Below are 13,021 nucleotides of genomic sequence, written 5' to 3'. Positions count from 1 at the left end.
GCGGGCGCCTCGAGCCTCTCCGCCGCCCTGCTCGCCTGCGCGGTCCGCCGGCGAGCCGGAGCCCCTGCCCGCCGATTCGCCCGACGGCGCCGTGGCGGGTCTGCCGGCCGTGTCGGAGCTCGGCGCCGTCGCGCCGTGCGTCGTCCCGGTCGGGCTCTGCCTGCCCGGCCCCGGCGTGCTCGCCGAGCCGTCGCCGCCGGGGGTGCCTTGACCGCCCACCGCGCCGCCTTCCGCCGCCGTGGGCGTGGAGCTGTCGGCGCCCGTCTGACCGCTCTGGCCGGGAGGCGGCCCCTGCGTCCGCGTGTACACCGTCGACCGGTCGCCGCCGGCCTCGCGCGTCGTCTTCTCGCTCCGGCCCTGGCAGGCGGGCAGCGCCGACAACAGCAACAGCACGAAGAGTCCATGGATCTGCTTCGAACTCGACATCGTCTCAATCCTTCCGCGTGGGTGCACGCGGGTTAGCCCACGCGCCCGCGCGCGCAAGCGCGGCACCGGGACCTGCGCGCCCGAGGCCCGCGCTCCGGTGATTGCGAGCACCGCGAGCTCTGCCGGCGGAGCCGCGACCCCGGCGCTCTGGTGAATTTCCCTGGCGCCGGGCGACCGCCGCGGTCGCCCCGATTCGCCGCGTGCTACCACTCCGCCGTGACCCGCGAGCCCGATCTCCCCGCCATCGGCGGCGCGCCCGTCGTCCGCTTGCAATGCGAGGACCGCGACCGCGCCGGGCCCGCCTTCACCAGCGCCGACGTCGCCCCCGGGCGCGGGATGTTGCTGCTGCAACTACGCGCAGCGCTCCCCGGCCGCGGCGAGGTCGAGCTGCTGGCCACGCCTCCGCTCGACGAGGTCGCGCGGCACCTCGACGGCGGGCCGGACGACTTCGCCGGTAACCGCAGCTTCAGCCTCGGCGGCGCGATCCTGCTGCCGTTCGCCAACCGGATCCGCGGCCGGGCGCTGACCGACCGCCGCGAGATCGAGACGCGCGTGCTCGGCCGCATCGTCCGCCTGCCCCGCAACTGGGGCGGCAGGGCCGCGGGCGCCGAGCAGTACGCGATGCACGGCCTCATCCTCGATCGCGCGGCCGACGAGCTCGAGCAGACGCGAGGCCACGTGCGCGGGCGAATGCGGCCCGGCGACTTCGCGGGGCGCTGGCTGTCCCGCACCGAGGTCCGCTGCGACTACGCGCTGCGCCCGGACGCGCTCGACCTCACCGTCGCGGCGAGCAACGTCGGCCCGGATCTGCTGCCGATCGGGATCGGCTGGCACCCCTACTTTCGCTGCATCAGCGGCGATCGCAGGCAGGCGAGGCTGCACATCCCGGCGCGCGGGCGCGTCGTCGTGAACAATTACGACGAGGTCCTGCCGACCGGCGCGGTGCAGCCGGTGAGCGGGACCAGCCACGACTTCTCGCGGCCCGGCGGGCGCGCTCTGGGCGAGCTCTACCTCGACGATTGCTTCGTCGACCTCGCCCCGGGCGCCGGCCGAGCCGCGGCCGAGCTCGTCGACCCCGCCGCCGGTTTCGGCCTGCGGGTGAGCGCCGCGGCCCCGCCGGTCTCGGCCTTTCAGGTGTACGCGCCGATCGATCAGGCGTACGTGGCCTTGGAGCCGCAGTACAACCGCGCCGATCCGTTCGGCGCCGAGTGGAACGGCGCCGACACCGGCATGGTCGTGCTCCGCCCCGGCGAGACGACGACGTACGCCGTCCGCGTCGAGCTGTTCCAGGTATGATGATTCCCCGGCCGCCGCTTGCGCGTCCGCGGATGGCTCCCGTCGTGTCGGAATCGTCGAGCTCGCCGGCTCATCCTGCGGCCTGGCGCCGCCGCCTGGATCGCGGCGACGCGCGGCCTTTCGCCGCGGTTGCTTGCCTATCCACCGGTTCCGGACAACCTCGTCGAGGGCCGCCGGAGGAGCTCACCATGGCTTCGATTGTCGACCACCTGCGCGAGGAGCACGAGCGGCTCCGCCACTCGGTCCGCTGCCTGTATTCGATCGCAGCCGGCGTCGATCCGCAGCAGCAGTTCTACCAATTGCTGTGCCAGTACACGGCCTACGCCAGGGCGGAGGAGCGGATCCTCTACAGCTACATGCTCCACGTCCGGCACCTGCGCGAGCGGGCCGTCCAGGGGCTGGAAGAGCACGAGCAGCTCGACGCCCTGTTTTGTCGCGCCGAGCAGACGCCGTGCGGCTGCGCCCGCTGGAACGCCACCGTTCGCCAGCTCTGCGAACGGATGTCCCGCCACCTGCGCGAGGAGGAGCGCAGCCTGTTCGAGCTGGCGCGGACCGCCCTGACCGGGCAGGAGGCCGCAGGGCTCGGCATCTGCTTCGTCGCCGAACGGACGCGGGTGTACCGCGATCTCGTGCACCTGAAAGAGACGACAGGACCAAACCCGCGGTGAGCGAGTCATTCGTATGTACGACGTGATCGTGGTCGGCGGCGGCCCGGCCGGGCTCAGCGCGGCGCTGCTGCTCGGCCGCAGCGACCGCAAGGTCGTCGTGTGCGACAGCAGCGAGTATCGCAACGCGGCCTCGTCGGCGATGCACGGCTTCCTGTCCCGCGACGGCACCCCGCCCGACGAGCTGTTGCAGATCTCCCGCGCGCAGCTCGAGCCCTACGCCGTCGAGTTCGTGGCCGCGCGCGTCGTCGATGCGACCCGCGAGCGCGACGGCTTCACGGTGACACTGACAGACGGCGCCCGGCTGCGCGGGCGCAAGCTCCTGCTGGCCACCGGCCTCGTCGACGAGCTCCCGCCGCTCGCGGGCCTGGCGGAGCTGTGGGGCCGCAGCGTGTTCGGCTGCCCCTATTGCCACGCCTGGGAGGTGCGCGGCGCGCCGCTGGGGGTGTACGGCGAGGGCGGGTCCGAGCTCGCGCTCACGCTCCTCCGCTGGTCCGACGACGTCGTCCTGTTCACCTCCGGCAGCGGACCGCTCCCCGCCGACGAGGCGGACCGGCTCGTCGACGCCGGCGTGCGCGTACGCGACGAACCGGTCGTCCGACTCGTCGGTCGCGACGGCCTCCTCGCGCGCGTCGAGCTCGCGGACGGGCGCGCCGAGCCGCGACGCGCCCTGTTCCTCAAGCTCAAGCAGCGCCAGCGCTCGAACCTCGCCGAGAAGCTGGCGCTGCCGGTCGACGAGCAGCACGGCGTCGAGACCGGCACCCGCGAGAAGACCCGCGTGCCCGGCCTGTTCCTCGTCGGCGACGCGTCCCGCGACGTCATGTTCGCCATCGTCGCCGCCGCCGAGGGCGCGATCGCCGGTTTCACCATCGACGGCGAATTGCAGGCCGAGGATCGCCGCGCCCGTCGGCGCTGAGCGCTCAGGCGCGCTCGTCCTGGTCGCGGCGATGGGAGGTTCGCTCCTGCTCCCGCGCCGCGTCGCCGCTGCGGTCGTCACGCTCGTCGTATTCGTCCTGGTTGCGGCGATTCCTCGCCTGGTCGCGCTCGCGCTCCTCCGCGCTCCGGCCGGGTCGCCGTGCTCGCTCGTCGCGCTGCTGCCGATCGTCCTGGGTCGCCATGGGGCACCTCCCTCGCCGGAGAGCATGAGCGAGCAGCCGGCGGCGACAAGCCTGACTTGCCGTCAATCCATGTCGCGCTTGAGCTCGCGGACATGCCGTTCGAACGCGCCGCTCGACCCGTGGACGCCCCGCGCAGCGAGCCACGCGCCCGGCAGATGATTGCAGCGACGCGGCCGGGCCCAGCCGCTCCAGTACAAGGTATGCCCGTCGCCGAGCACCAGCAGGGCGGCGCGAGCGCCCCCGCGATCCAGCAGCTCGAGCGTCGGACCTGTCGCGTCCGCCGGCGAGAGCTCGTCGCGGAGCGAGCGGAAGGCGACCCACAGTTCGGCGAGCGCCGCGGCGTCGTCGACGTCGATCGACAGCTCGGCGCCGGGAGGGACGTCGGCTCGATCGCTCGACGACCACACGCGCACGCGGACGGCTCGTTCCAGTACGGACTCGAGCGCGGCGCCCTCCGGATCGCGCGCCGGATCTGCCCGAGCGGGCACGTACGGTCGTACCGGCGGCTCGCGCCGCGCCAGCGCCTTGAGCGTGGCCGCGACCACGAGGTACCCGACGAGCACGACGAGCAGCAGCTCCACGAGGAACAGGATAGACGCGGACGCGCGCGAAATCACTGCCCATCGCGATCCTGCGAGCGCGACGGATCGTCGGCGACCGTGAACACGGCGCGCGGCTGCTCTCGCACCAGGTCCCGCTCGAACGTGAGTTGCACGCCGACGCGACCGCGGCAATGCTCGGCGCATGGACGAGGACCTGCGCGCCGAGTTGATGCGATGGATCGCCGAGGACGACGAGACGCGCGAGCGACTGGCGCGCGACGGCAGCCTGTTCGCCGGCTATCACCCCGAGATGGAGGCGGTGCACCGGCGCAACGCGGCGCGCCTGCGCGAGGTGCTGGCGGGGGTCGGCTGGCCGGGGCGGACGCTGGTCGGTGACGACGGGGCGAGCGCGGCGTGGCGGATCGTGCAACACGCGATCGGCGAGCCGGCGCTGCTGCGCAGCTGCCTGCCGCTGCTGCAGCGGGCCGCGGCCGAAGGCGAGGCCGATCCGGCGGAGGTGGCGAAGCTCGAGGACCGGATCCGCGTGTCCGAGGGCCGGCCGCAGCGCTACGGCACGCAGTACGATTGGAACGAGGACGGCACGGCGATGGTGCCGATGGTCGGCGTCGAGGCGCCGGAGTCGCTGGCCGAGCGGCGCGCGGCCGTCGGCCTGCCGCCGATGGTGTGGCGCCACCCACCGCCCCCCGGCGTACTCGCGCCGGCGGACCCCGCGGCGCGCCAGGCCGAGATGGACGCGTGGGCGCGTCGCGTCGGCTGGCGCTGAGCGTTCGGGCGCGCTTGCGCGCATGCCTCGAAAGATAGGTTGCACCACGCACGAAGTCGACGCGACGTCGAGGCGACCCGGCAGCCCGTCGGCACGGCGGCCCCCGTGTTAGCATGCGCTGTCGTGAGCAGTGCGAGCAGACAGCTCCGCGGCTGCGACGCGAGGGTATCGATGAAGCGCGTTCGATTGGGATTCAGGGACATCTCCGCTCCGCAGCTTGCGACCGGTCGCAGGATCGGTGCGCTGCTCTGCGGCGTCCTCGCCTGCGGCGACCCCGGCGGTGCGGCGTCGACGGCCGACATGGTCACGACCGGCGGAGTCGCGGACAGTTCGACCGCGGAGGGGTCCACCACCGGCGACGCTCCGACCACGACCGCGCCGACTGTCAGCACCGGCGAGCCTGCGACGAGCGAAGCGTCGACGAGCACGAGCACCAGTACGAGCACCAGTACGAGCACGGACACGTCGACGAGCACGGAGTCGTCGACCGCCGCAGGATCGTCGAACGGCGCGGAGACGTCGACCGGTGAAGGCACATCGACCGGCGAGGACACATCGACCGGCGAGGGCACATCGACCGGCGAGGATGCGTCGACCGGCGAGGATGCGTCGACCGGCGGACCGCCCGTATGTGGCAACGGCCAGCTCGAGCCCGGGGAGGCCTGCGACGACGGCAACGGCGACAACAGCGACACCTGCCTCGACACATGCGAACAGGCGAGCTGCGGCGACGGCCATCAGGGCCCGGGCGAGGGCTGCGACGACGGCAACGCGGTCGACGACGACGCGTGCAGCAACACCTGCATGCCGCCGAGCTGCGGCAACGGCCAGCTCGAGTTCGGAGAGGCGTGCGACGACGGCAACCTCGACGACACCGACGGGTGTCTCGTCACCTGCGCGGCCGCCGGCTGCGGCGACGGTGCTGTGTGGCTCGGTCACGAGGCCTGCGACGACGGCAACGCCGACGACACCGACGCCTGCCTGAGCACCTGCGTGGCCGCGAGCTGCGGCGACGGGATCACCTGGGTCGGCCACGAAGATTGCGACGACGGCAACGCCGCCGACGACGACGCCTGCCTGAGCACCTGCGTGGCCGCGAGCTGCGGCGACGGGATCCAGGGTCCGGGCGAGCTGTGCGACGACGGCAACGACGACGACGACGACGCGTGCAGCAACACCTGCGCGCCCCCGAGCTGCGGCGACGGCAAGCTCTCGCAGAACGAGGCGTGCGACGACGGCAACCTCGACGACACCGACGGCTGCACCAGCTTCTGCAAGACCGCGACCTGCGGCGACGGCTACGTGCGGGTGGACGTCGAGGAGTGCGACGACGGCAACTTCGACAACACCGACGACTGCACGACGTCGTGCGCGCCGCCGACCTGCGACGACGAGCTCAAGAGCGGGGACGAGACGGGCGTCGACTGCGGCGGCAGCTGCGACGAATGTCCGTGGGGCCAGGGCTGCGACGGCCCCGAGGACTGCCTGAGCGGGGTGTGCAAGGCCGGCCTGTGCGCCGATGCGTGCTCGACGTGGATCAGCCAGCTGGGCACCGCGAAGGCCGAGGCGGCGCTGGGCATCGCGATCGACGCCGCCGACAACCTGTTCGTCGCCGGGTACACCGACGCCCAGCTCGGCGCCGAGCCGGCGCTGGGCGGCGGCGACGTCTTCCTGGTCAAGTACGGTCCGGCCGGCGCGATCCAGTGGATGCGCCAGGTCGGGACGCCCACCCCCGACGAAGCCCGGGACGTGGCCGCGGATCCCACGGGCCACGCGGTGGTCGTCGGCTACACGCTCGGCAATTTCGCCGGCAACACCAGCGCCGGCAGCTACGACGCGCTCATCATCCGGTTCGCGCCCGACGGCACGCTCTTGTGGAGCCGCCAGCTCGGCAGCCCGCTCCTCGATCACGCCGAGGGCGTCGCCGCCGACAGCAAGGGCGACATCCTCGTGACCGGGTTCACGGCGGGCGGCATCGTCGACGGCGTCCCGGCCGGCAGCTACGACGTCTTCGTCGCCAAGTACGACAAGGACGGCGCCCTGCTGTGGACGCGGCAGTTCGGCACGAACCTCGAGGATCGCGGCCTCGGCGTGACCACCGACAGCCAGGACAACGTCATCGTCGTCGGCTCGATCGCCGGCAGCATCGACGGGCAGCCGCACGCGGGCGACCTCGACCTGTTCATCGTCAAGTACACGCCCGACGGCGTCCGCCTGTGGACGCACCTGTTCGGCAACGAGACCCAGAATACGGCCCAGGCCGTGGCGATCGACCGGGCGGACAACATCCTGATCGCCGGCAAGACGATCGGCAACATCGACGGCGTCACGCCCGGCGCCGGCGCCGACGGCTACGCGGCCAAGTTCTCGCCCGCGGGCGAGCTGCAGTGGATCCGCCAGCAACACACCAACATGTACGACCAGGCGACCGCGGTCGCCACCGACGCCTCGGACAACGTCTACGCCGCCGGTTACACCAACGGGCCGCTCGACGGCAACGTCAACCTCGGGCTCGTGGCGGACATGTACGTGACCGCCTATTCGACCAACGGCGCCAAGTTGTGGACGCGGACTCTCGGCACGACCACCTACGACTCCGCGTTCGACCTCGCTGTCACGAGCAAGGCCGCGCCGGCGGTGGCCGGAAACACACAGGGGGCGCTGGTCGGCACCTTCAAGGGCATGTCGGACGCGGCGGCCGCCTTGCTGTGCAAGCCTTGAGGGCCGGTCGCTCCGTCGCCTGCGACCTGGCGTGAAGACCATTCACGCCGGGTCGCGGTCGCGGCATCACCCCGGCATGACGGCGTTGAACAGCCCGCCGCCGGTCATGTCGGAATAGGTGTAGTGGTCGCCGGCGATGAGCACCTGCGTCTTGACGTAGGTGTTCGGGTCGATGCGATAGGCCCAGCCGCCGTAGTCGACCATCCACACGAAGCCGTCGACGTCGATGCTGACGCCGACGGGCGTGCTGCACTGCTCGAAGGTGTGGAACTGGACGGCCGTCAGGGTGTTGGTGTCGATCTGGTTGAGGCCGCAGCCGTGGGTGCCGCCGGCGTTGGCGGCCACCCACGCCATGCCGTTGGCGTCGACGGCGATCCCGCGGTGGTTCTCGGCCGAGTTGGGGATCTGGTGGAACGTCTCGGTCTGGGCGTCGAACATCGCCACGTTGCCGTTGCTGTACGGCCCGAACCACACGTTACCCTTGCCGTCGACGGTCATGCCGTAGAACTGGATGCCCTCGCCCGGGTAGCGCTTGACCTCGAGCGTCTCGGTGTCGATGCGGACCAGCTCCTGGTAGACGTTGATGAACCACACGTAGCCGTTGCCGTCGGCGGCGGCGCCGTAGGGGGAGATCTGGCTGCTCCAGCCGTCGAGCGGGATGGTCGCGTCCTGCACCCCGGTGACGCCGTCGAAGCGGCCGATGATCGCGTGCGTCGGTGCGTCGAGCCAGCCGACCCACACCTTCTGGTTCTCGTACTTGCAGGTCGCCGGGTTGAACTCGCCGGGCGCCCACGCGGTGCCGCGCGGGCCGCCGTTGTAGCCGAACGGCGCCGGGCTCACCGCTGTGTTCCACAGCATGCACTCGTCGGCGCCCCACGGCAGGATGTCGTCCTTGTTGGCCGACGTCTGGATCACCCCGTCGCCGTTCTTGTCGACGCAGTCGCCCTTGTCGGCCGCGAATTTGGTCACGCTGTACGAGGCGCGGTTCGAGACGACCACGAAGTGGCCGTCGATGTTGACCGACGTGCGCGACGAGCTCGCCCCGGCCGGGTTCGGGTCGGCGTAGTAGCGGCCCTCCTCGGTCAGCGTCTGCGTGTTGACCTTCGAGATGCTGCCCTGCGAGGTGTTCGCCACCCACAAATAGCTGAAGTCGAAGGCGCCGCTTCCGCCGCCGCCGCACGGGTCGCCGGTGGTCGTGTCGGGCCCGGTCGAGCCGCTCGTGTCGGGGCCGCTGGTCGGGTCCGTGGTCGAGCTCGCCGTGACGCCGGTGATGTCCTGCGTCGTCGTCGGCAGCGCCGTCGTCGCCTCGCTGTCGGAGTTCGAGGCGGTGCCCACGTCCTCGGTCGGGCCCTGCGTGACCGAGGCCGTGCCGGTCGTCGCCGTCGTCGTCGGGCCCGGCGCTGCGGTGCTGTCGGTCTGTCCCGCCGTCGCCGAGTCCGTGGCCCGCCCGCCGTCGCCGCACCCCGCGAGCCCGATCACCGCGGAGATGACCCCCATCCACCGATGCATGAAAACCATCGCTCCGACCCTATCACAACCACTCACGAGCCCGCCGAGATCCCCGCCTCGGTCCGCCGGGCCGATCCCTCCGGTGCGCGCGCAACACCAGATCATCAAGTCGCAAGTCTTGACTCCCCCTCCGGGCACGTCACGGTTCGAGCATGGACCCCAAAAAGCGATTCAAGCCCTCCCACGACCGCGACGATCGCGACCGCGACGGTCCGTCCAGCGGCGTGAACCAAGTCAACCCCCACGACACCCCGCGCAACCGCGAGGACGGCGAGAAGGGCCACCAGGGCGGCGAGCCCGACGACGTGCGGCCGAGCGCGCTCAATCCCAACCGCGACCGCCAGTCCGACGGCCACCGCGACCCGGGCTTCGACGCCTTCGACCCGCGCGAGCTCCGGCGCCGCGGCAAGAACCCGCGGGGCGGACGCTGAGCGCCGGCCTCGCCGCGACGGCCCCCGGGCCGCGCGCGCGCGTGGCCCCGACCGCGCGCCGCCCCTGGGCAGCATCCGCGGACGCCGGCCGTCACCTCGCGCATGAACCACGCATGCGCGCGCGCACCGGCTCCGTCCTCGCCCTCCTCCTCTGTTGCGGCGGGCTCGGCTGCGTCGGCGCCGAGGGCATCACCCGCAAGGCCGTGCCGGCCGCGCTCGACGAGAGCGTGGCCTTCCTCGAGGACCCGGAGTCGCAGCGGCGCATCGAGCAGCTGATGCTCGACCCGCAGGTGCAGCACGCGGCGCGCGAGTTCAGCAAGACCCTGGTCGACGGCGTGCTCGCGGCGGCGACCGACGGCGAGCGCCAGGCCGCGCTGCGCGAGGCGTCGAGCCGCTACGTCCAGGCGGTCGCGGCGGCCGCCGCCCGCAGCCTGCGCACCGACCTCGGACCGGCCGCGGCCGAGGCCGCGCGCACGGCCGTCGCCGGCGTGCTGGACGGCGGCCTGTCCCCGGAGACACGCCGCAACGCCCAGGCGCTGGTGCAGGAGCTGACGCGCTCGACGGTCGACGGCCTGTCGCGCGCCGCCGGCCACGGTTTGAAGGAGCACCTCGGCCCGGCGATGCGGGCGGTGATCGAGGACGAGCTCGGCCCGAGCCTGCGCACCGTGCTGGCCCGCGACCTCGCGCCGGCGCTGCGCCAGGTGATCGCCTCCGAGCTGACGCCGGCGTTCGGCGTGGCCGCGCGCGAGGCGACGCGCCAGATCGTGCTCGGCGCCCACGACGGCCTCGAGGAGCTGCGCTTCCGCCAGCGCGCCGGCCAGTTCGAGGTCACGGTCTTCGACCGCCTCGACTCGCTGCTCAACAAGGGCATCGCCGTCAGCGCGATCGTGGCCTGGGTGCTCGGCGCGATCGTGCTGGTGCTGTCGATCCTGTTCGGCCGCGCGATCCTCCTGCGCCGCCGCCTCGACGAGGAGCGCCTCCGCAGCGAGCGCATGCTGCTCGGGGTGATGCGCGGGCTGCAGCAGGGCAGCGACAAGCCAGACATCGAGGCCTTCCTCGCCCACCTCGGCGAGCGCGACCCGAACTTCGCCGACCAGACCTACCTGGACGAGCTGGCCCGCCGCGTGTCCCAGACCGGCGGCCGCGCCGGCCGCCCGCGCCGCCGCCTTTAGACGCCGGCGCTGCCGGGCGCTCCTCACATGTACGCACGAGCATGTCCGTTCGGGCATGCCCATTCGGACATGCCCGAGAGGGCATGTCCTTTACGACCTGCCCCTCAGAACCGGCCCTGAAGCACGAGCCCGGCGCCGCCCCGCAGCCACGTGGGGGCCAGGCCGAGCTCGCGGCGGGCCCGCTGCTGGCCGGCCGCGCCGGCGCCGAGCAGGCCGATCCCGGTGACGACGAGGACGCCGCCGACCACCGCGGTGGCGATCGCCAGGCGGTTGGCGGCCATGCCCTGGTCGAGCAGGTCGCGGTAGACCGCGGGGTCGGTCACGCCGTCGGCCTTGGCGGCCTGGCCGTCGCGGTCGGCGCGGGCGCCCTGCGCCAGGCCGTAGGCCATCACGCCGAGGACGATCGCGCCGGCGCCGGTCAGCGCGCCGCCGGCGATCGTGAGCCGGCGCGACTTCTTGGCCTCGCGCTCGGCGGTCGCGCGGCGGTCCTCGGCGTCGCCCGCCTCGTCGCCCTTCTGGGCCGCCGGCTCCGACTCGGACTCGGGGTTCTTTTGCCCGGCCGCCTCGGCGGCGGCCTGCTTCTCGGCGGCCTCGCGCTCCTCGGCCGCGCGGATCTTCTCGCGCAGCTCGTCGAGCGTGCCCTGCACCTTGGCGGTGGTGACCTTGTCCTTGGCGCTGATCGTCTTGAGGTAGTTGTCGAACAGGCGCTCGGCCTTGCGGAGGTAGACCAGCTGCGGGTCGAGCGCGTAGGCCTCGACGCACGCCTGGGCGATCTGGTAGGCGAGCACGTTGCGCCGCTTCTCGTAGGCGGGCTCGTCGGGCAGCGCCGCGTAGGCCTGCGTCCACAGCTCGATCGCGCCGGCGAAGTCGGCCGTCTCGAAGCGCGTCTGCGCCTCCTGCGCGAGGCCGCTGATCTTGGCGTTCAGCTCGTCCTTGCCCTTCGCCGGCGCAGCGCGGACCTCGGCGATCCCCGGCGAACTCGCCAGCACCGCCGCGAGCCCCGCCGACCACCATCGCCGCGCGTATCTCGCCATGAACGCCTCGATACTATGCCCGCGGGCCCCACGGCCACAAGGCGCAGATCCGCGCGGCCCCTCGCTGAGCGTGGGTCATCCTGTCTCCGGGGACAGGTGATGCAGGCGTTGCACCCGGCGCGGGTCATCGCCGATACTGCCGATGATGGCGCGCCCGCTCTTCGTCGCCTGGGCGCTCTCGCTCAGCGCCTGCTTCACCGGCGGCTTCCTGTCCGGCCAGCCTTGCAATTCCGACGCCGACTGCGGCCCGAGCCTGCGCTGCGAGTCCGGCGTGTGCGGCGGCCCGAACAGCCCGACCAGCCCGACCTCGACGACGAGCCTGACCTCGACGACCCCGACCACCGGCGTCACCGTCGGCGACACGACCACCGTCGACCCGACGACCACGACGACCACGACGACCGGCGACACGACGCTCGCGCTGACCACCACGACGTCCACCGGCGAGGACGAGACCACCACCGGCGGCGGCTGCGGGATCGGTCGATGCAAGGACATCGACATGCTGTTCGTCGCCGACAACTCGCCGAGCATGCTGATCAAGACCCTGATCCTGCTCGACTTCATCACCGCGTTCGGCAGCGAGCTGATCCCCGAGCTGTCGCAGGCCTGCAGCGTCCACCTCGGCGTGACCACCACCGGCGTGTACACGCCGAACCCGGTCGAGTGCCAGAAGCTCGGCGCGCTGGTCACCGCCGACAACAACGGCGATCCGTGCAACTTCAGCGAGGGCCTGCCCTACGCGACGCTGCCCGACCTGCAGATGCCGCTCACGCTCGAGTGCCTGTTCAACATCGGCTCCGCGGGCGACCCCGACGAGCGCCCGGTCGACGCCCTGTTCTCGACCGTGGGCGCGCTCGACCCCTCGCTCAACACCCCCACCGGCTGCAACCAGGGCTTCTACCGCCCCGGCGCGTTCCTCACGCTGGTCCTGATCAGCGACGAGGACGACGACAACAACGACGCGCAGGGCCACGACGGCTCCGAGGAGATCTTCGAGTCGTTCTGGGCCGGGTCGCTGGCCAACATCAAGCCGACCGGGCTCAACGACCTCTACATGATCGGCCTGCTCGGCGACCCCAAGATGGGCCAGCCGGCCTGCCCGTGGCAACCGAACGAAAACGAGGACGGCCTCGGCACCGAGCAGACCCCGAAGCTGCGCGCTTTCATCCAATCGCTGCCCCCCGAGCGCTACGCGCTCGACACGCTGTGCAACGTCGTGCCTGGGGGCAGCGCGTACGCTTCGCTGATGGCGGAGATCCGGACCGAACTGCGCGCCGCGTGCGGGGCGTGACCGCCGCGGACCCACGTTGCGGTATCGTG

The 13,021-nt window shown here is 72.4% G+C and carries 12 protein-coding genes; 8 read left to right on the top strand and 4 right to left on the bottom strand.

Annotated features, from left to right (window positions below; all coding sequences use genetic code 11):
- The first annotated feature begins 642 nt into the window (after positions 1-642).
- The 3 genes from K7C98_RS27175 to K7C98_RS27165 all read left to right on the top strand — a co-directional run bounded on the left by K7C98_RS27175 (position 643) and on the right by K7C98_RS27165 (position 3,303).
- Positions 643-1,722, top strand: coding sequence for an aldose 1-epimerase (locus K7C98_RS27175; protein WP_224194694.1), 1,080 nt, complete (start codon positions 643-645; stop codon positions 1,720-1,722).
- Positions 1,723-1,910: 188 nt separating this feature from the next.
- Entirely contained in the window at positions 1,911-2,390 is a 480-nt protein-coding gene (locus K7C98_RS27170; protein ID WP_224194693.1) for a hemerythrin domain-containing protein, read from the top strand.
- 13 nt (positions 2,391-2,403) lie between these two features.
- Positions 2,404-3,303 (top strand): NAD(P)/FAD-dependent oxidoreductase, encoded by a 900-nt coding sequence (locus K7C98_RS27165; protein ID WP_224194692.1) that lies wholly within the window; start codon positions 2,404-2,406, stop codon positions 3,301-3,303.
- 4 nt (positions 3,304-3,307) lie between these two features.
- Here K7C98_RS27165 and K7C98_RS27160 read toward each other — a convergent pair whose 3' ends face one another.
- On the bottom strand, positions 3,308-3,505 hold the full coding sequence (locus tag K7C98_RS27160) for a hypothetical protein (protein WP_224194691.1): 198 nt from the start codon (positions 3,503-3,505) through the stop codon (positions 3,308-3,310).
- 62 nt (positions 3,506-3,567) lie between these two features.
- Positions 3,568-4,086, bottom strand: coding sequence for a hypothetical protein (locus K7C98_RS27155; protein WP_224194690.1), 519 nt, complete (start codon positions 4,084-4,086; stop codon positions 3,568-3,570).
- Between the two features lie 163 nt (positions 4,087-4,249).
- On the opposite strand from K7C98_RS27155, the gene K7C98_RS27150 reads away from it, so the two are divergent.
- The gene (locus K7C98_RS27150; RefSeq protein ID WP_224194689.1) at positions 4,250-4,831 is read left to right on the top strand and encodes a DUF6624 domain-containing protein; all 582 of its coding nucleotides are present in this window, start codon (positions 4,250-4,252) and stop codon (positions 4,829-4,831) included.
- Between the two features lie 171 nt (positions 4,832-5,002).
- Positions 5,003-7,552: a DUF4215 domain-containing protein gene (locus K7C98_RS27145; RefSeq protein WP_224194688.1), complete on the top strand. Its 2,550-nt coding sequence runs from the start codon at positions 5,003-5,005 to the stop codon at positions 7,550-7,552.
- 66 nt (positions 7,553-7,618) lie between these two features.
- On the opposite strand, the gene K7C98_RS27140 is transcribed toward K7C98_RS27145, so the two are convergent.
- Entirely contained in the window at positions 7,619-9,070 is a 1,452-nt protein-coding gene (locus K7C98_RS27140) for a lyase (protein ID WP_224194687.1), read from the bottom strand.
- A gap of 215 nt (positions 9,071-9,285) precedes the next feature.
- On the opposite strand from K7C98_RS27140, the gene K7C98_RS27135 reads away from it, so the two are divergent.
- Together K7C98_RS27135 and K7C98_RS27130 are read left to right on the top strand one after the other, a co-directional pair.
- Entirely contained in the window at positions 9,286-9,492 is a 207-nt protein-coding gene (locus K7C98_RS27135; protein ID WP_224194686.1) for a hypothetical protein, read from the top strand.
- A 113-nt stretch (positions 9,493-9,605) separates the two neighbouring features.
- Positions 9,606-10,664, top strand: coding sequence for a hypothetical protein (locus K7C98_RS27130; protein ID WP_224194685.1), 1,059 nt, complete (start codon positions 9,606-9,608; stop codon positions 10,662-10,664).
- A 104-nt stretch (positions 10,665-10,768) separates the two neighbouring features.
- On the opposite strand, the gene K7C98_RS27125 is transcribed toward K7C98_RS27130, so the two are convergent.
- A complete protein-coding gene (locus tag K7C98_RS27125; RefSeq protein WP_224194684.1) occupies positions 10,769-11,698 on the bottom strand; it encodes a hypothetical protein in 930 nt (309 codons plus the stop codon).
- A gap of 145 nt (positions 11,699-11,843) precedes the next feature.
- Here K7C98_RS27125 and K7C98_RS27120 point away from each other — a divergent pair, with 145 nt between their 5' ends.
- Complete coding sequence (locus tag K7C98_RS27120; RefSeq protein ID WP_224194683.1) at positions 11,844-12,992, top strand: hypothetical protein; 1,149 nt, start codon at positions 11,844-11,846, stop codon at positions 12,990-12,992.
- Positions 12,993-13,021 lie beyond the last annotated feature (29 nt).

The organism is Nannocystis pusilla, from assembly GCF_020073745.1.
Lineage (GTDB): Bacteria > Myxococcota_A > Polyangia > Nannocystales > Nannocystaceae > Nannocystis > Nannocystis radixulma.
This window is presented reverse-complemented; position numbering and strand designations above follow the sequence as displayed.